The organism is Amycolatopsis sp. NBC_01307 (genome assembly GCF_035975215.1).
Taxonomy (GTDB): Bacteria; Actinomycetota; Actinomycetes; order Mycobacteriales; family Pseudonocardiaceae; genus Amycolatopsis.
On the sequence record NZ_CP108403.1, the window covers coordinates 1,452,751 to 1,474,564 of the forward strand.

A 21,814-nucleotide genomic window follows, 5' to 3' on the forward strand; every position below is an offset into this window, starting at 1 on the left:
CGAATGCCTTTCGTTCGAAAATGGGCAGCATCGAGCCCGGGAACAATTCGTTTTTCAGAGTTACTCGAGTCGGTTTGCGAGCCAGCCGGACACCTGGGCGAGCAGGTCGGCGTCGACGGGACGGCGCAACTGCCGGCGATAGGACCGCACCGACGCGCGGCCGGCGTCGCGGCGCAACAGGTGGGTGAGGTCGGGGATCCGGTGGACCTCGGCCTCGCCGGGCACCAGCCGGCGGATCTCGGCCAGATCCGCGGCGTCGACCTGGACGTCCTTCCCGCCGGTGATCGCCAGGACGGGCACCCGGATGTCCGCGAGGTCCGGGCGCGGGTCGTGGGCGAGCAGCTCGCGCGTCCACCGGGCGTTGACCGGAATCCCGGCGACCCGGGTGGCGTCCGTGGTCTTGATCCGGGCCAGCTGTCGCCGGGCGAAGGCCCGCAGCGCGGGTCGCGCGAACGCGGGGAGGTCGCGGACGATCATCCCGGCCTGCCACCGCAGGGCGTCCTCGCCGAGACGGGCGAACCCGGCCAGCAGCACCACTGCGGCGACGTCGGCGTGCGCGCCGAGGGCCATGGCGTGGACGGCGCCTTCGCTGTGCCCGACCACGCCGACGGCGTCGGCCCGGACGTCCGGCCGGGCGGCCAGGGCGCGCACGGCGGCGGCCGCGTCGCGGCGATTGTCGGCGAACCCGGTCGCGAGCCAGTCGCCGGGGGTGGCGCCGACGCCGCGCCGGTCGTAACGCAGTGAGGCGATCCCTTGGTGCGCAAGGGCTTCGGCCAGCGCGGGGCCGTACCCCGTGCGGAGCCGGCGGGTGCCGGCGTCCCGGTCCAGCCGTCCGGATCCGTGCAGCAGCAGGACGGCCGGGTGCGGGCCGGCGCCCGCGGGCAGCGTCAGGGTGCCGGCCAGCGGCAGTCCGTCGTCCGCGGTGACCGTCGTGTCGACGTCCCGCATGAGTCGTCCCCCATTATTCTCGATCGTGCAAATGTTCTCGACTGTGAGAACAGTATCGTATGTGAGAACATTGGTCCATGGCGACCGCCGATCTCCTCCTGCACCCCGTCCGGATGCGCATCCTGCAAGCGCTGTTCGACGCCGATCCGCTGACCACCGCGCAGCTGCGCGAGCGCATCCCCGACGTGGCGCCGGCCACGATGTACCGGCAGATCGCGGTGCTGGCCGAGGCCGGGGTGCTGGAGGTGGCCCAGGAGCGGCGGGTGCGCGGCACGATCGAGCGCAGCTACCGGGTGCGCAAGGAGGAGGCGGTGGTCGACCCCGAGGCGCGCGCGGCGATGTCGAAGGAGGACCACCTGCGGTCGTACACGACGTTCGCGGCGTCGCTGCTGGGGGACTTCGACCGCTACCTGGCCCACCCGGACGCCGACCCGCACGCGGACGGCGTCGTCTACCGGCAGGCGGCGGTGTGGCTGACGGAAGAAGAGTTCGCCGCGATGGTCGAGGAGATCGAGAAGGCGGTCGTCTCGCGGTTCGAGAACGTCCGCGAGGGCCGCATCCGGCGCGTCGTCAGCCTGGTCGTGGTCCCGGACGAACCCCAGGCAAGCGCCGGCTAAGGCCGGCCGCACACCTCGCCGAGGCCGGCGTGAGCGCGCCCGGAATTTACTAAGGCAGATTGATAAGGTAGCCTTAGTATATGACAGTTGATCCGGATCCCGGCGAGGTTGCCGCCGTCCTGCTGGCGAGTGTCAGCGTGCTGGTGCGACGGGTGCGGCAGGTGCCCGCCGAGGGTGGCCTCACGATGCCCGAGCGCACCGCGCTGGCACTGCTGGACCGCTCGGGTCCCACCACTTCCTCGGCGCTCGCCCGGGAAGTGCAGATCACCGCGCAGGCGATGGGGGCGACGCTCGGCGCGTTGCGGGATCGCGGCCTCGTCGAACGCCGGCCGGACCCGGACGACGGCCGGCGGGCGGTGCTGCTCGTCACCGAAGCCGGTCGGCAGGCCTTGCGGGACAAGCGGAACGCGCGGGCCGAGCTCATCGCGCGGGCCCTGACCGGTGGCGAGTTCACCCCGGCGGAGCTGGCGCGGCTCGCGGCGGCCGCGCCCTTGCTGGACCGGCTGGCCCAGCACCTCTGACACGCGAAACCACGAGGGAGCGAGCCGATGACCGAGACGCGCGCGGCCGGCGACCGGTACAAGTGGACGGCGCTGACCAACACGACCGCCGCCGTCTTCATGTCCGCGCTGGACGGTTCCATCGTGCTGATCGCCCTGCCCGCGATCTTCACGGGCGTGCACCTGGATCCGTTGGCCCCGGGGAACATCGCCTACCTGCTGTGGATGATCATGGGGTATCGGCTGGTCCAGGCCGTCCTCGTGGTCACCGTCGGGCGCCTGGGCGACATGTACGGCCGCGTCCGGATCTACAACGCCGGCTTCGCGGTCTTCACCTTCGCCTCGATCCTGCTGTCCTTCGACCCCTTCGACGGCGGTCACGGCGCTCTGTGGCTGATCGCCTGGCGGGTGCTGCAGGCCGTCGGCGGGTCGATGCTGACCGCGAACTCCGCCGCGATCCTGACCGACGCCTTCCCGGCGGAGCAGCGCGGGTTCGCCCTGGGCATCAACCAGGTGGCGGGCCTCGGCGGGATGTTCATCGGCCTGGTCGCGGGCGGCCTGCTCGCGGCCTGGGACTGGCGCGCGGTGTTCTGGGTGAACGTGCCCATCGGCGTGTTCTTCACGGTGTGGGCCTACCGCACCCTGCGCGAGACCGGAAAGCGCGGCGGCGGCCGGATCGACTGGTGGGGCAACGTCACCTTCGCGGTCGGCCTGAGCGCGGTCCTGATCGCGATCACCGCGGGGCTGCAGCCCCACGGCGGCCACACCATGGGCTGGAGCAACCCGCTCGTCCAGATCCTGATCGCCGGGGGACTGGTGCTGCTGGCCGCCTTCGTCGTCATCGAGAACCGCGTCAAAGCCCCGATGATCCAGCTGAGCCTCTTCCGCTTGCGCGCCTTCACCTTCGGCAACCTGGCGGGCCTGGCCATCTCGATCGGCCGCGGCGGCCTGCAGTTCGTGCTGATCATCTGGCTGCAGGGGATCTGGCTGCCCCTGCACGGTTACGACTACGAGAGCACCCCGTTGTGGGCCGGCATCTTCATGCTGCCGCTGACGGCCGGTTTCCTCGCGGCCGGACCGATCTCCGGCTACCTGTCCGACCGGTTCGGCTCCCGGGGCCTGGCCACCGGCGGCGCGGCGCTGTTCGGCGCCAGCTTCCTGGGCCTGATGCTCCTGCCGATCGACTTCGGCTACGGGGTGTTCGCGCTGCTGATCGCGCTCAACGGGATCGCCAGCGGCATGTTCGCCTCGCCCAACTCGTCGTCGATCATGGGCAGCGTGCCCGCGGACCTGCGCGGCGTGGCCTCGGGCATGCGCGCCACCTTCCAGAACTCCGGCACCGCCGTCTCCATCGGCGTGTTCTTCTCGCTGATGATCGCCGGACTGGCGAGCAACCTCCCGCACACGCTCACCGCCGGCCTGCAGCAGCAGGGTGTCCCGGCCGGTGTCGCGGGCCAGATCGGCGCGTTGCCGCCGGTGTCGTCCCTGTTCGCCGCCCAGCTGGGCGTCAACCCGATCCAGCACCTGCTCGAACCCGGCGGCACCCTGGCCGGCCTCACCGCGGCCCAGCGGCAGACCCTGACCGGCCGGGAGTTCTTCCCGAACCTGATCTCCGGGCCCTTCCACTCGGGGCTGGTCATCGTGTTCGCCTTCGGTGCCGCCCTCGCCTTCTTCGCCGCGATCGCGTCCCTGCTGCGCGGCGCCACCAGCCGATCCTCACAGGAGAAAACCACCGTGCCACTGACCACCATCGACCCGCGGTCCGCGCTCGTCGTGATCGACCTGCAACAGGGGATCGTCGACGCCCACCGCGATCCCGCCGTCACTGCGGCCGTCAAGCAGGCGGCCTACCTGGCCGCCGAGTTCCGGCGGCACGAGCTGCCCGTGGTCCTGGTCAACGTCACCGGCCGCGCGCCGGGACGCACCGACGCCGGCCGGGCCGCGAGCACCGCCCCGCCGCCGGCCGGCTGGGCCGACCTCGTCGACGACCTCGACGTCCGGCCGACCGACCACCTGATCACCAAACGGCGGCGCAGCGCGTTCCACGACACCGGCCTCGACACGCTCCTGCGGGACCTGGGCGTCACCCAGATCGTGCTCGCCGGCATCTCGACCAGCTCCGGCGTCGAGTCGACCGCGCGCTCGGGCGCCGACCACGGCTACCACGTCGTCCTGGCCACCGACGCCATGACCGACCCCGACGCCGTCGCCCACCGGCACAGCGTCGAACGCGTCTTCCCCAAGCTCGGCGAAACCGCCACCACCGCCGAGGTCATCGGCATGGTCGAGGCGACCCGATGACGCTGCTCGGCCGGCTCCTGCGCAACCGCCGGGCCGGCGACACCCACCTGGCCTGGAACCTGCCCAACCTCCAGGGTCCGGAACAGCTGACGCTCACCAGCCGGGACTTCGCCGACGGCGGCCCGATGCCGCTGGCGCAGTGCGCCAAGCACGTCGGCGGCGCCGACCGGTCTCCCCAGCTGGCCTGGACGACGCTTCCGCCCGGCACCGCCCAGCTCCTCGTGGTCGTCGAAGACGTCGACGTCCCGCTGGGCAAGCCCGCCGTGCACTGCGTCGCGCTGGCCGATCCGTCGGCCGGACCGCTGGAAACCGGTGCCCTGACGGCGAAAGAGCCTGGTCCCGGGGTCCGGGTGCTGCGATCCACCATCGGCCGGGGCTACCACGGTCCCGCGCCGGTCAAGGGGCACGGGCCGCACCACTACGTCTTCCAGCTCTTCGCGCTGTCCGCGCCGGTTCCCGACTCACCGTCACCGGAGCGGGCGCGGCCCCGCACGTTGCTGCCCGTGATCACCGGCCCCGTTCTCGCCCGCGGCCGGCTGACCGGCGTTTTCGAACGCTGACCCGGTTGCCCGCGGATTAATCGGCAACCCGGCGCGGACGCGGCAAACGATACGGGAAGTCCGGGGCGATTCATCGAAATCATCGAACGAGCCGCTCCGGGACACGGAACGGCCGCAGCCGGGAATTGATCCGGCTGCGGCCGTCGGGTCGGGGTGACCGAGTTGTAACCCATTCTGTGGCCGGGGAGGTCGGGGAGACCTAGTTGTAACCCATTTCGTCGGTCGAAACGCGGTTGTACCCCATTTCGTCCGGAACGGCCGTGCTCACGGGGGCCGATGTCACGTTCTCGTCACGGGCAGCAGCCGTGGGGGAAGTACCCAGGACGGCCAGGGCCAAAACGTTCAGGGCAACTGCGGCGCCGACGGCGACCGCTCGGTGAACCCGCATCGATTCCTCCGGTGGTCAATTGTACGTGACTGATCTGTTCGGGCCTCGATGGACCATCGCAGAGCCGGGGCAACCGGTGGTCAACGGGCGGTTAATGACCCCCCAACGACAAGTGGCGGAATGGAGCTTAACCGGAAAGCCGATCAATTGCCGAATTGTTATTATCCCGTGAGGAGGGTTCGGCAACCCCGGCCGACGTTCCGGCAACCACAGTGTACATCTTGTTGGGTAACAGTTTCCCTCCTATTATCTCCCCTGTGCGACCGCTCACGGAGGGTGCCGAGCTCCTGATCGGCCGGGACGACGAGGTCTCCCGGCTGGTCGGCTGGGTGCGTGAGGTGGTCGCGGGCCGTGGTCGCGCCGTGCTCGTGGACGGCGAACCGGGCATCGGCAAGTCCGCGCTGGTGCGCGCCGGTGGCGGTGCCGCGACCGGGATGGGCTGCCAGGTCTACTGGGGCGCCGGCGACGAGCTGGGCCAGGCGCTGCCGCTCCTGCCGCTGCTGGACGCGTTGCACATCACGCCGTCCGCGAAGGATTCCCGTCGTAGTGCCATCTCCGGGCTGTTGCACGGGAGTGCGGTCGCGGGCAAGGGCGCCGACCTCGCCGCCGCGGCCGCCGAGCAGCTGCTCGCGCTGGTGGACGAGCTCTGCCAGGACGGACCGGTGGTGCTGGTCGTCGACGACCTGCAGTGGGCCGACCGCACGACGGTGGCCGTGTGGGGCCGGCTCGCCCGCTCGGTCCGGCAGCTTCCGCTGCTGCTGATCGGCGTGCTGCGCCCGGTCCCGCGCCGCGACGACCTGCGCTCGCTGTACCGGATCGTCGGCCCGGCCGAGCGGTTACGACTGGGCCGGCTGGCCGAACCGGCGGTGATCGAGCTGGTGACCGCGCTGGCCGGCGGCAGACCGGGGGCCGAGCTGGAGCGGCTGGCCGACGACGCCGCCGGGAACCCGTTGTACCTCACCGAACTGCTCGACGCCCTGACCAGGGGCTCGTGCCTGGACGTCGACGACGCCGGTGTCGCCCAGCTCGCCGAGGGGGACACCCCGGACTCCCTGCCGGAGGCGATCGCGGACCGGCTGGGCTTCCTGCCGGAGCCGACGCGGGCCGTGCTGCGGGCGGCGGCGTTGCTCGGGGTCGGCTTCTCGGTCGGGGACCTCGTGACCGTGACGGGCTCCCCGCTTCCCGGCCTGCTGCCCGCCCTCGACGAGGCCCGGACCGCCGGGGTGCTGGTGGCGGCCGGCGACGACCTGGCGTTCCGGCACCCGTTGATCCGCAAGGCCTTGTACGACGAGATGCCGACGTCGGTCCGGGTCGCCTGGCACCAGGGTGCCGCGCGGTCCCTGGCCGAGGCGGGCGCGCCGGTCGAGCGGGTCGCGCTGCACCTGCTGCCGATGGTGTCGACCACCGACAGCCGGGTGCCGGTGCCGGCCTGGGCCGTGCAGTGGCTGCTGGAGGTGGCCGCGCCGTTGATCGGCCAGGCGCCCGCGGTCGCCGTCGCGCTCCTGCGCCGCGCGGTGCGGGACGCGCGCCCCGGTGACGCCGTGACCGCCGCGCTGACCTGCCGGCTGGCCGACGCGCACTACCGGCTGGGCAACTTCGGCCAGGCCGAGCGGATCGCGTGCCGCGCACTGGAACACCTCGACGACCCCGACCTGCTCGTCGACCTGCACACGACGGTCACCCAGTGCCGCGGGATGACCGGCCGCTCCGCCGAATCCCTGGCGGCGCTGAACGACGCGGTGGCCCGGCCGGGCCTGCAACCCCGGCACCGGGCCCGGTTGCTCGTGCTCATCGCGCGCACGCACCGCGACCTCGGCCAGGTCGTCACCGCCAGCCGGGTGGCCACCGAGGCGCTGGAGGAGGCCGGCCAGGTCGAGGACCGCTGGGCCACCGGGTGGGCGCTGCACGTGCTGAGCCTGGTGGCGATGATGCGCGGCGAGTGGACCGCGGCGCTGCCGCTGTTCGAACGCGCGATGGCCAAGGCGCAGGGCGATCCCGCGCTGACCGACCTCGGCCTGCTGCTGCGCATCAACCAGTCGGTCACCTTCGGGGCGCTCGACCGCTACACCGACGCGCTCGCCGCCGCCACGCGCGCCCGCGAGCTGGCCGACCGCACCGGCAGCGTCGTGCGGCTGACCCAGGCCCAGAGCGCGCTCGGGCAGCTGCTGCTGGGCACCGGCCGCTGGGACGACGCGCTGGCCGAGGTGGACGTGGTCCCGGACGACCTCAAGGACCCGAGCGTGGCGTGCTGCGACCACGGGGTCGCCGCGATCATCCACTTCCACCGCGGCGACGGACCCGCGGCCCGCAAGCACCTCGACGTCGCGTCGCCGTATTCGGAACGCATCGGCGGCCGGGTCGTGGAGTCCCTGGCCCGGGCCCGCAGCCTCGCCTTCGAGCACGACGGCTTGCCCGAGCGGGCGCTCGCCGCGCTCACCGACGCGCTGGCCGGCGAAGACGAAGGCGAGGACCTGCTCGCCGACGCCGCCCGGCTGGCCGCGGCGACCGGCGACACGCGGACCGCGGTGGAGATCGACGCCCGGGTCCGCAAGATCGCCGCCGGTTCCACCGTGCCGCACCGCCTCGCGCTGGCCTCGTACTGCCACGGCCTGCTCGAGCTGGACGCGGCGACGCTGCTGCAGGCCGCCGACGGTTACCGCGACGCGGGCCGCCCGCTCTCGCGGGCCAAGGCCCTGGAAGCCGCCGCGATCGCCTTCGCCGAAACCCGGTCCGACGACCGCGGCTCGGCGCGGGCCGCTTTCACCTACGCCCTCGACCTCTACGCCGAGCTGGGCGCGCACTGGGACGTCGCGAGGCTGCGCGCGCGGTTCCGGGCGTTCGGCATCCGGCGCGGCCCGACGGTGAAGCACCGCCAGATCACCCACGGCTGGGACAGCCTGACCCCGACGGAAGGCAAGATCGCCGCGCTCGTCGTGGAAGGCTTGTCGAACCCGCAGATCGCGGCCCGCCTGTACCTGTCGCCGCGCACGGTCGGCACGCATGTGTCGCACATCTTGACCAAGCTCGACGTGCACTCGCGTATCGACATCGCGCGGGAAGCCGCTCGGCATCGGTCTGCTTCGGGCTGACGCGGCGCGGCGGAAGCGCCTGAACAACCGGCGCGCGGTCGTCTCGACCGGGCCGAGGGTGCTCGGCCGATTCATGGGAACGCGCGTGGTTGTCGTCACGCCTTCCGCCTGTCGCACATCTTGACCAAGCTCGATGTCCACTCGCGTATCGACATCGCGCGGGAAGCTGCCCGGCACCGGTCTGCTTCGGGCTGACTTCGTGCGGCGGAAGCGGCCGAACGACCGGCGCGCGGTCGTCTCGACCGGGCCGAGGGTGCTCGGCCGGTCCGCGGGAATGCGCGTGGTTGTCGTCACGCCCTCCGCCTGTCGCACATTCTGACCAGGCTCGATGTCCACTCGCGCATCGACATCGCGCGGGAAGCCGCCCGGCATCGGTCCGCTTCGGGCTGACGCGGCGCGGTGGAAGCGCCGGAACCACCGCCACACGGCCGCCACGAACGGGCCGAGAGTGCTCGGCCGATCCGCGGGAATGCGCGTGGTTGTCGTCACGCCCTCCACGTTATCGAACTGATGAGCGAGCGCCATCGCTGAAACGGGTGAACTCCGGGCGCACCCCGACCAGGGGTGCGCCTGGAGCGGGCCGGGAAGGGAACATCAGGCCGCGGCCTCGGGCGCGTCCTGCTGGTGCACCGGGAGCAGGACGTGCGGGGCCGGCGTCGGTGCCGGCTCCGGAGCCGGTTCCGGCTTGGGCGCCGGTTCGGGTTCCGGTTCCGCCGGAACCCGCTGGGACACCGTGATGTGCCCGCTGGCCACCTGGCCGAGCAGGATCGCCAGCACCAATACCAGCGGAATCTGCCAGCCGCCGGTGTGCGTGTGCAGCCAGCCGCAGGCCAGCACGCCGAAGCCGGCGATGACGTACCCCACGCCCTGGACCACGGCGGACAGCGCCAGGGAACTGTCCTTGCTGCGCAACGAGATCGTCGTCAGGACGAACGCCAGCGACCCCATGCCCGCGCCGGTGGCCGCGGCCCACAGCCAGGGCGCGGCGGCTGGTGCGATGAGCAGCCCGGCCACGCCGACGACGTTGGGCGCGGCCAGGACGACGACGAGCAGGGTCTGGTTGCGCCACCGGCGCGTCCAGCCGGGCACCAGCCACATCATGGGCAGCCCCATGGCCATCGACAGCGCGAGGTACGCGCCGGCACTCGCCGGCGGCACACCCGCGCTGCGCAGGATTCCCGGGAGCCAGCCCATGACCAGGAAGGTGACCGTCGAGATGAGTCCGAAGTGGAGGGTCAGGGCGCGGGCCCGCACCGGTCCGGTCGCGACCTTCGGCGCCAGGAACTCGACGTGCGTGCGCCGCCACACCCGCTGGGCCAGCAGGGCCGTGAGCGCCCACACGCCCAGGCCGACCCGCCACGACGACGACAGCACCGCCAGGGGCGTGATCAGCGCCCCCGCCGTGCTGCCCAGCCCGAGCCCGAGGGTGAACGCGGCCGACCCCTTGGCCAGCATCGGCAGCACGGTGCCGAGCGCGGCGATGGCCAGGCACGCCAGCGCCGTCCCGGCCAGCAGCGGCACCGGGCCGCCGAGGACCCGTGCGAACAGCGACGCCGCCAGCCCGAGGAGGGACACGGTGACGATCCGGTGCGTCCCGATCCGGGCGCACAGCCAGGGCGACGCCCAGCCGCCGAGGCCGATCGCCCACAGGGGCAGCGCGACGAGCACGGCGGCGACCAGGCTCCCGGCGACCGAGATGTCCGGCAGGGCCGCGCCCAGGCTCGTCACGGCCGGGCGCAGATTGAGGGCCAAGATGAAGATCACGACGGTCGAAACAGGGGTAGCACGGGACATCGCTCCTCCTCGGTATCGAGGCCGGAGCGTGGAGCCCCGTGAAGCAATGCTTCGCGATCGGACCACAACAGACATCCGTCACCTGACGGATCTATGAAGTTCCGTTGCAGCTCAAGGGAGTGCGGTGTCTCGGACGCCCGCGAACGGGCGTGCATCGGCACGGCCGGACGGGGGTGCGCCGACCGCGCCCAGCAGGTCGGTGTGCCGGGGCGCCTACCCCAGCTCCCGGCGGCTGCGCGGGGCGCGGCACCGGCTCGACGCGGCGAGGATCAGGGCGTCGAAGGCACCCCAGACGGTCGTGGCCTCCGCCGGGGTGAGGCTTCGCGTGGCGCACCCCCGCTCCCGGGCCACGGCTTCGGCGATCCACCGGGTCGGGGTCTCGCCCGCGACCGCGTGGTACAGCGCACCGGCGGTGCCCCGGGCCAGCGCGAGCCCGAAGAGCCGGGCGACGTCGTCGAGGTGCACGTGGGAGTAGGTGTTGAGGCCTTCGCCGACGTAGCACGCGGCGCCGGTCCGCTCGGCCGACCGGCGGATCAGCGGCACGTGGCCGTGGTCGCCCGGACTCCAGACCATGCCGGGCCGCACGACGATCGCGCGCACGTCCCGGCCGGCCGCGGCCCGCACCAGCTCCTCGACCGCCAGCCGCCGCGCGGCCAGCGGTTCGACCGTGAACGGGTCGTCCTCGGCGAAGCTGTCTTCGCTCCAGGCACCGCCGGTGCGCTGGAGGAGGACCCCGCTGCCGGAGGTGAACAGGAACGTCTTCCCGGAGCCGGCGAGCGCGTCGAGCAGGCGCGTGACGACGCGCTCCTCGGCCTCGGCGTCGAGCTGGGCGGCGAAGACGACCGCGCCGGACGCCGTCGCGGCCGCGACGACCTCGGCGAGGCCGCCGTCGACGTCGCCGCGCAACGGCGTGATGCATTGGCGCGTCAGGCGTCCGGCCGCTTCGCCGGAGCGGGCCAGGCCGGTGACGTCGTGGCCCGCTCCGGCGAGGTGCCGCGCGACGCCGCCGCCGACGAAGCCCGTCGCGCCGATGACGAGGACCTTCACGGCCGGGCCCCCGCGAGGTACTCGCGCAGGGTGCGCACGAACCAATCCGGGGCCTCTTCGGCGACGAAATGGCCGGTGGGGGCGATGAAGCCGGTGAGGTCCTTGGCGTACGGGCGCAGGGCTTCCGTGGTCTGCCCGCCCACCGAATCCCGGCCGCCGATGGACAGGACCGGCACGCTCACCCCGCGTTCGGTGAGGACGCCCCGGTTCTCCACGCCGTCGTCGAGCAGGGTCCGGTAGTGCCCGAAACCGCCGCGCAGCCGGTCCCGGCCGCGGTAGGAGCGCGCGTAGAAGTCGAGTTCCTCACCGGTGAACGTCGAGGGCGTGCTCCGGGCGGTGAAGGTCGCCTCGACGAACTCCCGCTCGTGGCCGTCCAGGAGCATTTCGGGGAACACCGGCGCCATGAAGAACCCGAAGTGCCACGAACCCCCGGTGACGACGTTCATCGACTCCTCGAGGTCGACCCCCGGCAGGAAGGCGTCGAGCAGCACGACGGCGGCGACGTCCGCGGGCCGGTGCAGCGCCCAGGCGAAGGCGACCATGCTGCCGATGTCGTGCCCGACGACCACCGCGGGCCCGGTCAGGCCGAGTGCGGTGAGCAGGCCGCGCACGTCGTCGGCCTGGTTGACCTTGGTGTAGCCGCCGGCGGGCCGCTCGCTGGCCCCGGTGCCGCGCAGGTCGGGGACGACCACCGTGTGGTCCTCGGCGAGGGCGGGCATCACCCGGGCCCAGGCGCGGCCGGTCTGGGGCCAGCCGTGCAGCAGCACCAGTAGCGGACCGTGGCCGCCCACCGCGGCCGAGAGCCGGACGCCGTTCGTGTCGGCCGTGCGGACGTCGAAGCCCTCGGGCAGCCATTCGTAGGTGCTCATGCGGGCAGCCCGCTCGGCTCGCCGCCGTTGGCGACGACGACGGTGCCGTTGATGTAGCTGCTGTCGGAGTCCACGAGGAACCGGACCACCCGGGCGATCTCCTCGGGTTCGCCGATGCGCCCGCGGAGGTTGGCCCGGCCCAGGACGTCGACGTTGTCGCCGAGCATGGCGGTGGTGCCCGCGGTGCGGACCGGGCCGGGGGAGACGCCGTTGACCCGGACGCCGCGGCCGCCGAACTCCGTGGCCCACGAGCGCGTCAGCAGCTCGACGGCCGCCTTGGACGCCCCGTAGGCGCCGCCGATCGGCGCCGGCGAGGTCGCCGCGGTCGAGGTGATGTTGACGATCGTGCCGTGCCCCCGCTCGGCCATGGCCGGCGCCAGCGCGCCGACCAGCAGGAACGGCGCGCGGGTGTTGAGCGCGAACTGCCGGTCGAAGCTGTCCGCGGTCGTGTCCGGCGTGCTCGTGAACGCGTAGCTGCCGGCGTTGTTGACCAGGATGTCCACGTCGCCGGCTGCTGCGGCGAGCGCGACGACCTCGCCGGGATCGGTCAGGTCCGCGCCGACGAAGCGCGCGGTGCCGCCTTCCGCGGTGATCTCCTTGACGAGCTGGGCGCCGCGTTCGGGGTCGCGGCCGTGGGCGATCACGTCGATGCCGTGGGCGGCGAGGTCGAGCGCGACGGCCCGGCCGATGCCGGCGGTGGCGCCGGTCACGAGGGCGGTGCGGGTGGGGGACATGGGGTCGGCCTCACTTTCTGGGTTGTTCTGTCCAGAACAGTAGGGACGGTTTCTGGATTGCGCAACCCAGTCTTGCGGTAGGCTGACGCCGTGACCGAAGCGCCGAAACCGCGTCGCCTGACACCGAAGGGCCGCGCCACCCGGGACCGCATCATCGAAGCCGCGACCGAGCTCATCGCCCGTCACGGCGTGGCCGGCACCGGGATCGAGGACGTGCGGGCCGCGGCCGGCGTGAGCGGATCGCAGCTCTACCACTACTTCGACGGCAAGCAGGCGCTGATCCGGGCCGTCATCACCCGGCAGGCGGACTCGGGCCTGCCGCGGATCTCGGCGCTCGACAGCTTCGAGGCGCTGCGGGCCTGGGCCGACGCCGGGATCGAGCGGCAGCGCGAGAACGGCTGCCGCAGCGACTGCAACCTCGGTGCGCTGGCCGGCGAGCTGAGCGTCAGCGACGAGGAGTCCCGGACCGACCTGGCCGACGGCTTCCTCCGCTGGAAGGACCTCCTGCTGGAGGGCCTGCGCGCGATGCGCGACCGCGGCGAGCTGCGGGCCGGCGCCGACCTCGACGAGCTCGCGTTCTCGCTGCTCGCCGCCCTGCAGGGCGGGGTCCTGCTCTCGCAGACCATGCTTGACGTGCGGCCGCTCGAAGCGTCGATGAACGCCGCGCTGGCCTACATCCACTCGTTCGCCGCGAGCGCCCGATGAGCCTCCGGCAGTACGAGTACGCCCTCGCCGTGGCCGACGAGGGCTCGGTGACGGCGGCGGCGGAACGGCTGCGCGTCGCCCAGCCCTCGGTGTCGCAGCAGATCCGCGGCTTGGAGCGGGAGCTCGGCGTGCAGTTGTTCGCCCGCACGCCGTCCGGCCTGGTGCCCACGGTGGTCGGCCGCGCGTTCCTGCGGGAGGCGCAGGTCGCGGTGAACGCGTCGCGGCGGGCGCGGGCGACGGCCCGGGCCGGGGCCGACGAGCTGGTCGGCGAGCTGACGGTCGCGGTGCAGCTGGGTTTCGGCACCCGGCAGCTGCCGGGCGCGCTGGGCGCGTTGCGCCGCCGCTTCCCGCGGCTGGAGGTCACCGTTTTCGAGGAGCCGAGCTCCGCCGAGCTGGACCGGCTGGGCCGCCGGGGCGTGCTGGACCTCGCCCTGATGGCGGCGTGCGAGCAGACCCCCGACGACGCCCACCACCTCGGCGACGAGGAGTTCGTCGTGGTGCTGGGCGCCGGGCACCCGCGGCTCGCCGCGGACCGGGTCGAGCTGAGCGGGCTGGCGGGGGAGCCGTGGGTGCGCTTCGACCGGGACGGCGCGCTCGACGCCGTGCTGCTGAACGTGTTGCGGGACAACGACGTGACGCCGAGCGCGGTCGCCCGCGTGTCCCAGACGGCGACGGCCGTGCGGTGGGCCGCCGCCGGGCTGGGTGTGACGCTCGTCCCGGCCTCGGCGGTGCCCGAGGGCCACGCGCACCTCGTCCGCCCGGTCTTCCCGGCCGTGACCCAGCCCGTTGTCGCCGTTCTCCGGAAAGGCCCGGGACCGGCGGAAACGGCGTTGCTCGAACTGCTGCGCCGGGAAACCTGGTCGCATTCTTTCTCGCCGGTGTCCTGACGGCCGGGAACAATTCCCCGGAACAGCGTCAGCCCATCGGGAATTCCCCGCCGTCGACGATGAGGTTCCGTCCGGTCAGCCAGCTCGCCCGGTCGGACGCGAGGAACAGTACCGCGTCGGCGATGTCCCCGGGCCGGCCGTCGCGCCCCAGCGGCGTGGTGTCCCCGGCGTTGGTTTCGGCCGGCGCCACGCTCAGGCTCGCCCACTGTTCCCGCGTCGCTTCACCGCCGGGAGTGGCGGTGCGGCCCGGGGAAACGGCGTTGACGCGGATGCCGAGCGGCGCCAGTTCCAGCGCCAGGCCCCGGCTGTAGTTCTCCAGCGCCGCCTTCGCGGCCGTGTAGTGCAGGAACGGCCCGACCGGGGTGAGCACCGCGGCCGAGGAGACGTGCACGATCGTCCCCGCGCGCCGGTCCCGCATTCCCGGCAGCAGCACCGCATCCAGCCGGACCGAAGCCAGGTAGTTCAGGTCCAGCGCGTCCTGCCACTCCTCGTCGGTGATGGCCGACGAGTCCGCGTGCGGTCGCGCCCCGCCCGCGTTGTGGACCAGGACGTCGACCCCGCCGAGCACCTCCTCCGCGGCCGCGGCGAGCGCTTCCACCCCGGCCCGCGTCCGCACGTCGGCCTCCACAAAGGAAGCTCCGTCCGGCACCGTGCTCGTCGCCGAGCGGGCGGTCGTGAGCACCTCGGCGCCCGCGTCCAGGAACTGGCGTACGACGGCCGCGCCGATGCCGCGAGTGCCACCCGTGACCAGGGCTCGTTTTCCCGCGAGTTCCCGCGGTCCCGATCCGTTTCCGATCGTGGTCATGCCACCGGTCCTTTCTTACCGTGTTCGTCTTGGCCACGGTAGGTCCGGAAAAGCACGGGAAGCAAAGTCGAATTGTCAGCAGCCGCTATAGGGAACGCCTATGGCGCCATTGCGGGCAACCGGGTCGATATTGCCTTGCCCTCACCTGGGGCGGTGTCTACGTTCCGGTGATGCGTTCGAGACTGCTTGCGGTGACCTTCGAGGCGGACGACCCGGCTGGAGCGGCCGGGTTCTGGGCCGGGCTGCTCGGCCGGGAGGTCGTCGAGGACGCCGGCGGTGTGCTGCTGCCGGGCGGGGACGCCCAGCTCGGCCTGCGGTTCGTCCCGGGCCGCGCCGGCCGGCTCGGCGCGAACCGGATGCACCTGCACCTGACCAGCGCCGACCTCGACGACCAGCGGCACACGGTGGACACGGCGATCGGGCTCGGTGGCCGTCACGTCGACGTCGGGCAGCGTCCCGAGGAGCGGCACGTCGTCCTGGGCGACCCGGCCGGGTACGAGTTCTGCGTGATCGAGCCCGGCGACGATTACCTCGCCGGGTGCGGCCCGCTCGGTGAGCTCACCTGTGCCGGTTCCCGGCAGGTCGGCCGGTTCTGGAGCGAGGCGCTGGGCTGGCCCCTGGTGTGGGACCAGGGCGAGCAGACCGCGATCCAGTCACCGCGCGGTGGCACGAAACTCGCGTGGGACGTGTGGGATGGCACGCCCGAGGTGCCGAACCGGCAGCGCTTCGAGCTGCTCCCGGCGGACGGCGACCAGCGGGCGGCGGTCGACGAGCTGATCTCCCTCGGCGCCGCTCGGCTCGGCGTCCGCGACGACGGCACCGTCGTGCTGGCGGATCCGGACGGCACCGAGTTCCGCGTGCTCAGTGGGGATCGGCCTGGTTGAGCGTCGCGACGACCTGGTCGTAGTCGCCGCGGGCTTCGCCGTAGCGGAGGAACTTGACGCGCTCGACCTGGATCTCCTTCGCCTCCGGCCGGGTCTCCAGGATCGTCATGACCTCGGTGACGAACTCGTCGAGCGGCATGGCGTGCTCGCTCTCGGCCTGACCGGGCAGCAAGTCCGTCCGCACCGACGGCGGCACGAGTTCCAGCACGTCCACGGTGGTGTCGGCCAGCTGCAGCCGCAGGGATTCGCTGAGCATGTGGATCGCCGCCTTGGACGCGTTGTAGCTCGGGGTGACCTTGAGCGGGGTGAAGGCCAGTCCGGACGAGACGGTCACGATGGTGGCGTCCGGCCGGCTCCGCAGGTGCTCGACGAACGCGGCGATCAGCCGGATCGGGCCGAGTACGTTGGTCGTCACGACCTCCTCGGCCGACTCCAGGAACGACTCCGGCCGGTGCCAGTCCTCGACGCGCATCACGCCGGCCATGGTGACGAGCACGTTCAGCTCGGGGTAGCGGGCGAGCACGTCCTTCGCGGCGGCCTGGATGCTCGCGGCGTCGGTGGTGTCGATCCGCACGGTGCCGATGCCGGGGTACTCGGCGGCGATCTTCTCCAGCCGGTCGGTGCGCCGGCCGCCGACGATCACGGTGTTGCCCCGCTCCCGGAGGGCGAGCGCGAGCGCCAGCCCGATACCGCTGGTGGCGCCGGGGATGAAGAGGGTGTTTCCGGTGATGTCCATGCTCCGAGCATCACGCACCCGCCCGCGCGGTGGCAGAGAGCGGACATCGGGGGACCGGCGATCCCCGCCTCGCGTGGGTGAGGTTCGCGACCGGCGCGGTTGGACTCGGCCGGGCCGGGAACCCCGCACCGTGACGAAGGGAGCGCGGATGGCCGGGGAATCGGGTGTGATCGTCGTCGGGGGTGGGCTGGCGGGGCTGAGTGCCGCGGCGCGGCTGCACCGGGCCGGGATCGGGACCACCGTGCTGGAGGCGGGCGACGACGTCGGCGGCCGGGTCCGCACCGACGTGGTCGACGGGTTCCGGCTCGACCGCGGGTTCCAGGTGCTACTGCCCGCGTACCCCGCGGTGCGGCGGCTGGTCGACGTGAAAGCGTTGCGGCCCAAGCCGTTCACCCGCGGCACGATCGCCGTGACCGAGACGGGCCGCCGGTGGCTGGCTGGTCCGTGGCACGGGCTGCCCGCGGTGGGCGGGGCCGCCGGGTTCGCCGCCGGCCACCCCGGTGACGCCGCGCGGATGGCGGCCCTGGCCGCCCGGGATCTGCTGGCGCCGGACGCGACCGTCCGGGCCGACGCCGGGCGCAGCACGGCCGAGGAGCTGCGGCGCTGGGGCCTGAGCGCGGCCACGGTCGAGCAGGTGCTGCGGCCGTTCCTCGCCGGGGTGTTCCTCGACCCGTCGTTGCGGACGTCCGCGCGGATGTTCCACCTGCTGTGGCGCAGTTTCCTGCGTGGCGGCGGAGTACTGCCCGCCGAGGGCATGCAGGCCCTGCCGCGTCAGCTGGCCGACGGCCTGCCGCCCGGCACGGTCCGCACCGGCGTCGAGGTCGCCGAGATCACCGCCGACGGCGTCCGCACGGGCGACGGCGAGCACCTGCCCGCGCGAGCCGTGATCGTGGCGACCGACGGCGACACCGCCGCCCGGCTGCTGCCCGGCGTCGAGGCGCCCGCCTGGCACGCGGTGACGACGTTCTACTACCGCGCCGCGGCGACGCCGTTGCGGTCGCCGACGCTGCTGGTCGACGGGCTCGACGAGCTGCTGCTCAACACCGCGGTGCTCAGCGAGGTCGCCCCGGGGTACGCCCCGAGCGGCTCGGCGCTGATCTCCGCGTCGGTGCCCGATCGCACCGACGCCGGCCTGGAGCCGCAGGTCCGGCGACGGCTGGCCCGGATCTACGGCACCGGGACCGGCGGCTGGGACCTGCTGTCCGCGTATGCGCTGCCCCGGGCGTTGCCGGTGTTCGGGCCCGGTGCGCCGCTGCGACGTCCGGTGCGGCTCGCCCCCGGTCGTTACGTCTGCGGCGACCACCGCGACACGCCGTCGGTGCAGGGAGCGCTGGTGTCCGGGCAACGCGCGGCGGCGGCGCTGCTGGCCGACTTGACCGGCTGACGAACAGGCGGTGCCGAGCCTCTGACGGAGCGTATACGCTGTGTCCGGTTTCCGTGACGCTCGGGGAGGTGAGTGCGGTGCTGCGGTTGTTGGGGGAGGTGGCCGCGTCCGTCGACGGCGTTCCGGTGGACCTCGGGCACCCGCGGCAGCGGTGCGTGCTGGCCGCGCTGGTCGTCGAGCGCGGCCGGGTCGTGTCGACCGACCGGCTCGCCGAGCGGGTGTGGGGCGCCGCGGTGCCGTTGCGCGGCCGCGAAACCGTGCACAGCTACATCTCCCGGCTGCGCCGCGCCGTGAGCGCGGTGCCGGGGGTGAGCCTCGTCCGCCGGTCCGGCGGCTACGCGCTGATCGCCGACGCCACGCCGCTCCCGGTCGACCTGTACGTCTTCCAGGACCTCTGCGCGCGGGCCGGCGCGGACAGCGACGACGCGCGCGTGGTGTCGACCCTCACCGAGGCGCTGGCGTTGTGGCACGGACCGGCGCTGACCGGCCTGACCGGCGACTGGGCCGACGCCGAGCGCGACCGGCTGGAGCGGGCCCGGCTGGCGGCCCAGCTCGACCTGGCCGAGACGCGGCTGCGGCTGGGCGAGGGCACCGAGCTGGTCGCCGGGCTCGCCGCCCTGGCCGTCGGACACCCCTACGACGAGCGCATCGCCGGCCTGTACATGACGGCCCTGCACCGGGCCGGGCGGACGGCCGACGCCCTCCATCACTACCGGGAGGTCCACGCCCGGCTGTCCGAGGACCTGGGCATCGACCCGACCGCCGCGCTGACGGACACGCACCGGCGGCTGCTCGGGCGGGATCGCGAAGCGCGTCCGCCCGCCAGTGCAGGAAGGACCCCGGCCCGCCGCAACTGCCTGCCCCGCGACCTCCCGGACTTCACCGGGCGGGCCGCCGAGCTCGCCCGCCTGGTGACGTCGACCGGCGACCGGGCCACCGTCTACTCGGTCGACGGGATGGCCGGGGTCGGCAAGACGGCGTTCGCCGTCCACGCCGGGCACCTGCTGGCCGACCGCTTTCCCGACGGCGTCGTCTTCGTGGACCTGCAGGGGCACAGCGCGGGCAAGATGCCGCTGACCGCGGACGAGGCGCTGGACGTGCTGCTGGGCCAGCTGGGCCTCGCGGCGACCGGCGACGCCAAAGCGCAGTGGCGGGCGAAGACCGCGGCGCTGCGGCTCCTGGTCGTGTTCGACAACGCCGTGGACGAGACGCAGGTGGCCGCGCTGCTGCCCGCCGGTCCCGGCCTCGTGATCGTGACGAGCCGGGCCCGGCTGCCGGACCTCGCCGGGGCCCGGCCGATCTCCCTGGCCGTCCTGCCGGAGGAAGAGGCCACGGCGTTCTTCGCCCGGCTGGTGGGCACCGACCGGGCGGCCGCCGAACCCGAGGCCGTGGCGCGCATCGTCCGCCTGTGCGCGGGCCTGCCGCTCGCGCTGCGGCTGTCCGGCGCCCGGCTCGCGCACCGCACCGCCTGGCCGATCGCGTACCTGTCGGCGCAGCTGGCCGACGCGCGCCGGCGGCTGCCGAAGCTGTTCGCCGACCGCGAGGTGGCGCTGGCGTTCCGGATGTCCCACGAGCACCTGCCCCCGGAAGACCAGCAGCTCTTCTACGCGCTGGGCCGCCATCCCGGCGCCGACGCGGACACCGCCGTCCTCGCGGCGATGACCGGCACGCCGGTGGGCCGGGCCGACGACGCCCTGCAGCGGCTGGTCGACGTCCACCTGGCCGAGGAGGCCGTGCCCGGCCGGTACCGCCAGCACGACCTGCTGCGCCAGTACGCCCGCGGGCTCTCCGACGACCCGCGGATGACCGGGAAGATGCTCGACCACTACCTGGCGGCCGTCACCGACGCCGCGGCCAGCTTCGAGGCCGGCGGCCCGGAAGCGGCGGCGGCGCACGCGTGGCTGCTGGCCGAGCGCGGCAACCTCCTGGCCGCGACGCGCTGCGCCGCGGCCGAGGGCTACGGCACCCACGCCTGGCAGCTGGCCATCTCCTTCTGGCACTTCCTGGAGCGCGACCTCGGCGGCGACCCGATCGAGCTGCTGGAGCAGAGCCTGGCCGCGGCGCAGGAGACGGCCGAGGGCGGCGAAGGCCTGCTGAGCACGTTGCTGGCGCTGGCCCACTGGTCCGCCGGCCACACCTCGCGGGCCTTCGACCTGCTGACGGCGTCGGCGAAGCAGCCGGAGAACACCGAGTCCCACGCGCACACCCTCGCCCTGCTCGGCTTGATGCACCTGCAACGCGGCGACCACGAGCCGGCGGCGCGGCACGCGCAGGCGGCGGCCGACGAGCTGGCCGGCCTCGCCCGCCTGTCCCCGCTCGGCATCGACGCGCGGATCATCACCTGCTGGACCCGCGGCGTCGTCCGCTGGCTGAACGGCGACTACGAGCCGGCGCTGGCCTTCCTGCGCACGGCTTACGCGGGCTGCGACGAGCTGGGCCGGTTCAGCCCCAACGACCACGTGCTCACCGCGCTGGCCCGGTGCCTCATCGCGCTCGGCGACGGCGAAGAGGCCCTCGGCCACCTCCGCCAGGCCCGTGACCTGCGGCAGCGGATCGGCGACCGGGAAGGCGAAGCCGAGGCCCTGGTGCTCATCGGCACGGCCCACCGCGTGGCCGGACGCGCCCACGACGCCCTGGAGCCGCAGCGCGCCGCGGTGACCATGCTCGACGACGACGTCCGCCTCCAGGCCTACGCCCGGATCGAGCTGGGCCGGACCCAGCTCGCGCTGGGCCACGGAACCGAGGCCGTCGAGCAGTTCACGATCGTGGTCCGGGGCGAGCACCTCCACGAACGAGCCCAGGCCCACGCCGAACTCGCCCGCACCGGCGACGACCCGTCAGCGGCGCGGGACCACGAGCGGGCCGCCGCGGACATCGCCGCCCAGCTCGACCTGGACCGGCCGAAGTCGTTGCCCCACCTACGCCCCGCCGGCTGGTGAGCGGCGCACCTTGAACTTCAGGTGCAGCACCCGGTCACCCTGGATGACCACGTGCGGATCCTCGAGCAACTGCTGCCCCTCGATGCCGGCGAAGAAGCGTTTGCCCGACCCGAACACCACCGGCACGACGTCCATCGCCACTTCGTCCACCAGACCGGCGGCGAAGATCCGGCTGCCCGCCTCGCCCGCGTTCACCGCGATCGTCCGGTCCCCGGCCAGCTCCTGGGCCTTGGCGATCGCCGCCTTCGGGTCGTCGACGAAGTGGTAGGACGCCTCGGGGTGCCAGCCCGCCGGCTTGGGCCGGTGGGAGACCACGACCACGTGCTCACCCGCGGGCGGCTTCCCCTCCCAGCCGTTCATCAGGTCGAACAGCGTGCGGCCCATGACGATCACGCCGATGCTCTCCCACATCGCCCGGACGTAGGGCGCCGACGCGCTCGAGACCCGGAAGCCGTTGCCCGTCCCGGAATGGTCGAACTCCTCGTCGGGTGGCGTCTCGGTGATCGGGGTGTCGCCGGAGAAGTACCACTCGTGCAGCGGGCCGACGTCGTCGTGCTCGTCGGCGATGAAGCCGTCCACCGACACCACGTTCTGCATGATCACCGTGCCCACGGGCCCTCCTCAGGT

At 73.3% G+C, this 21,814-nt stretch carries 18 protein-coding genes; 10 read left to right on the plus strand and 8 right to left on the minus strand.

All coding sequences use genetic code 11. The annotated features are described in order from the left end of the window. Positions 1-60: 60 nt before the first annotated feature. Positions 61-948, minus strand: coding sequence for an alpha/beta hydrolase family protein (locus tag OG439_RS06060; RefSeq protein WP_326948358.1), 888 nt, complete (start codon positions 946-948; stop codon positions 61-63). Positions 949-1,025: 77 nt separating this feature from the next. On the opposite strand from OG439_RS06060, the gene OG439_RS06065 reads away from it, so the two are divergent. The 5 genes from OG439_RS06065 (at position 1,026) to OG439_RS06085 (ending at position 8,403) form a co-directional block, all read left to right on the plus strand. Further along, positions 1,026-1,565 carry a helix-turn-helix domain-containing protein gene (locus OG439_RS06065; protein ID WP_326948359.1) on the plus strand — a complete coding sequence of 180 codons (540 nt, stop codon included), beginning with the start codon at positions 1,026-1,028 and terminating at the stop codon, positions 1,563-1,565. Positions 1,566-1,645: 80 nt separating this feature from the next. Beyond that, the gene (locus OG439_RS06070; RefSeq protein WP_326948360.1) at positions 1,646-2,086 is read left to right on the plus strand and encodes a MarR family winged helix-turn-helix transcriptional regulator; all 441 of its coding nucleotides are present in this window, start codon (positions 1,646-1,648) and stop codon (positions 2,084-2,086) included. Positions 2,087-2,113: 27 nt separating this feature from the next. Continuing rightward, a complete protein-coding gene (locus tag OG439_RS06075; protein ID WP_326948361.1) occupies positions 2,114-4,366 on the plus strand; it encodes an MFS transporter in 2,253 nt (750 codons plus the stop codon). Then, the gene (locus OG439_RS06080; RefSeq protein ID WP_326948362.1) at positions 4,363-4,926 is read left to right on the plus strand and encodes a YbhB/YbcL family Raf kinase inhibitor-like protein; all 564 of its coding nucleotides are present in this window, start codon (positions 4,363-4,365) and stop codon (positions 4,924-4,926) included. The genes OG439_RS06075 and OG439_RS06080 overlap by 4 nt, the downstream gene beginning before the upstream one ends. Positions 4,927-5,571: 645 nt before the next feature. After that, positions 5,572-8,403: a helix-turn-helix transcriptional regulator gene (locus tag OG439_RS06085; RefSeq protein WP_326948363.1), complete on the plus strand. Its 2,832-nt coding sequence runs from the start codon at positions 5,572-5,574 to the stop codon at positions 8,401-8,403. A 594-nt stretch (positions 8,404-8,997) separates the two neighbouring features. On the opposite strand, the gene OG439_RS06090 is transcribed toward OG439_RS06085, so the two are convergent. The 4 genes from OG439_RS06090 to OG439_RS06105 all read right to left on the minus strand — a co-directional run bounded on the left by OG439_RS06090 (position 8,998) and on the right by OG439_RS06105 (position 12,847). Then, positions 8,998-10,197, minus strand: a complete 1,200-nt coding sequence (locus OG439_RS06090; RefSeq protein WP_326948364.1) for an MFS transporter — start codon at positions 10,195-10,197, stop codon at positions 8,998-9,000. A gap of 213 nt (positions 10,198-10,410) precedes the next feature. Next, the gene (locus tag OG439_RS06095; protein ID WP_326948365.1) at positions 10,411-11,244 is read right to left on the minus strand and encodes an NAD-dependent epimerase/dehydratase family protein; all 834 of its coding nucleotides are present in this window, start codon (positions 11,242-11,244) and stop codon (positions 10,411-10,413) included. Next, positions 11,241-12,113: an alpha/beta fold hydrolase gene (locus OG439_RS06100; RefSeq protein WP_326948366.1), complete on the minus strand. Its 873-nt coding sequence runs from the start codon at positions 12,111-12,113 to the stop codon at positions 11,241-11,243. Before OG439_RS06100 ends, OG439_RS06095 begins: the two co-directional genes overlap by 4 nt. Beyond that, complete coding sequence (locus OG439_RS06105; RefSeq protein ID WP_326948367.1) at positions 12,110-12,847, minus strand: SDR family NAD(P)-dependent oxidoreductase; 738 nt, start codon at positions 12,845-12,847, stop codon at positions 12,110-12,112. Before OG439_RS06105 ends, OG439_RS06100 begins: the two co-directional genes overlap by 4 nt. Before the next feature lie 90 nt (positions 12,848-12,937). On the opposite strand from OG439_RS06105, the gene OG439_RS06110 reads away from it, so the two are divergent. Both OG439_RS06110 and OG439_RS06115 read left to right on the plus strand, forming a co-directional pair. Continuing rightward, positions 12,938-13,552 carry a TetR/AcrR family transcriptional regulator gene (locus OG439_RS06110; protein ID WP_326948368.1) on the plus strand — a complete coding sequence of 205 codons (615 nt, stop codon included), beginning with the start codon at positions 12,938-12,940 and terminating at the stop codon, positions 13,550-13,552. Further along, positions 13,549-14,439 (plus strand): LysR family transcriptional regulator, encoded by an 891-nt coding sequence (locus OG439_RS06115; RefSeq protein WP_326948369.1) that lies wholly within the window; start codon positions 13,549-13,551, stop codon positions 14,437-14,439. The genes OG439_RS06110 and OG439_RS06115 overlap by 4 nt, the downstream gene beginning before the upstream one ends. A 28-nt stretch (positions 14,440-14,467) precedes the next feature. Here the strand turns inward: OG439_RS06115 and OG439_RS06120 are convergent, their stop codons facing one another. Next, positions 14,468-15,244, minus strand: a complete 777-nt coding sequence (locus OG439_RS06120) for an oxidoreductase (RefSeq protein ID WP_326948370.1) — start codon at positions 15,242-15,244, stop codon at positions 14,468-14,470. Between the two features lie 170 nt (positions 15,245-15,414). Here OG439_RS06120 and OG439_RS06125 point away from each other — a divergent pair, with 170 nt between their 5' ends. Continuing rightward, entirely contained in the window at positions 15,415-16,128 is a 714-nt protein-coding gene (locus tag OG439_RS06125) for a VOC family protein (protein ID WP_326948371.1), read from the plus strand. Here OG439_RS06125 and OG439_RS06130 read toward each other — a convergent pair. Continuing rightward, positions 16,106-16,864 carry an SDR family oxidoreductase gene (locus OG439_RS06130; RefSeq protein WP_326948372.1) on the minus strand — a complete coding sequence of 253 codons (759 nt, stop codon included), beginning with the start codon at positions 16,862-16,864 and terminating at the stop codon, positions 16,106-16,108. The genes OG439_RS06125 and OG439_RS06130 overlap by 23 nt on opposite strands. Before the next feature lie 148 nt (positions 16,865-17,012). Between OG439_RS06130 and OG439_RS06135 the strand changes: the two genes are divergently transcribed. Continuing rightward, on the plus strand, positions 17,013-18,248 hold the full coding sequence (locus OG439_RS06135; RefSeq protein ID WP_326948373.1) for an NAD(P)/FAD-dependent oxidoreductase: 1,236 nt from the start codon (positions 17,013-17,015) through the stop codon (positions 18,246-18,248). Between the two features lie 77 nt (positions 18,249-18,325). Then, on the plus strand, positions 18,326-21,187 hold the full coding sequence (locus tag OG439_RS06140; protein WP_326948374.1) for an AfsR/SARP family transcriptional regulator: 2,862 nt from the start codon (positions 18,326-18,328) through the stop codon (positions 21,185-21,187). On the opposite strand, the gene OG439_RS06145 is transcribed toward OG439_RS06140, so the two are convergent. Further along, the gene (locus tag OG439_RS06145; RefSeq protein ID WP_326948375.1) at positions 21,167-21,799 is read right to left on the minus strand and encodes a dihydrofolate reductase family protein; all 633 of its coding nucleotides are present in this window, start codon (positions 21,797-21,799) and stop codon (positions 21,167-21,169) included. The genes OG439_RS06140 and OG439_RS06145 overlap by 21 nt on opposite strands. Positions 21,800-21,814: the final 15 nt, after the last annotated feature.

What these genes read in the sequence shown, in the direction of transcription:
- OG439_RS06060 (WP_326948358.1), bottom strand. Translation starts at nt 948, where the DNA reads ATGCGGGACGTCGACACGACGGTCACCGCGGACGACGGACTGCCGCTG.
- OG439_RS06065 (WP_326948359.1), top strand. Translation starts at nt 1,026, where the DNA reads ATGGCGACCGCCGATCTCCTCCTGCACCCCGTCCGGATGCGCATCCTG.
- OG439_RS06070 (WP_326948360.1), top strand. Translation starts at nt 1,646, where the DNA reads ATGACAGTTGATCCGGATCCCGGCGAGGTTGCCGCCGTCCTGCTGGCG.
- OG439_RS06075 (WP_326948361.1), top strand. Translation starts at nt 2,114, where the DNA reads ATGACCGAGACGCGCGCGGCCGGCGACCGGTACAAGTGGACGGCGCTG.
- OG439_RS06080 (WP_326948362.1), top strand. Translation starts at nt 4,363, where the DNA reads ATGACGCTGCTCGGCCGGCTCCTGCGCAACCGCCGGGCCGGCGACACC.
- OG439_RS06090 (WP_326948364.1), bottom strand. Translation starts at nt 10,197, where the DNA reads ATGTCCCGTGCTACCCCTGTTTCGACCGTCGTGATCTTCATCTTGGCC.
- OG439_RS06100 (WP_326948366.1), bottom strand. Translation starts at nt 12,113, where the DNA reads ATGAGCACCTACGAATGGCTGCCCGAGGGCTTCGACGTCCGCACGGCC.
- OG439_RS06105 (WP_326948367.1), bottom strand. Translation starts at nt 12,847, where the DNA reads ATGTCCCCCACCCGCACCGCCCTCGTGACCGGCGCCACCGCCGGCATC.
- OG439_RS06115 (WP_326948369.1), top strand. Translation starts at nt 13,549, where the DNA reads ATGAGCCTCCGGCAGTACGAGTACGCCCTCGCCGTGGCCGACGAGGGC.
- OG439_RS06120 (WP_326948370.1), bottom strand. Translation starts at nt 15,244, where the DNA reads ATGACCACGATCGGAAACGGATCGGGACCGCGGGAACTCGCGGGAAAA.
- OG439_RS06125 (WP_326948371.1), top strand. Translation starts at nt 15,415, where the DNA reads ATGCGTTCGAGACTGCTTGCGGTGACCTTCGAGGCGGACGACCCGGCT.
- OG439_RS06130 (WP_326948372.1), bottom strand. Translation starts at nt 16,864, where the DNA reads ATGGACATCACCGGAAACACCCTCTTCATCCCCGGCGCCACCAGCGGT.
- OG439_RS06135 (WP_326948373.1), top strand. Translation starts at nt 17,013, where the DNA reads ATGGCCGGGGAATCGGGTGTGATCGTCGTCGGGGGTGGGCTGGCGGGG.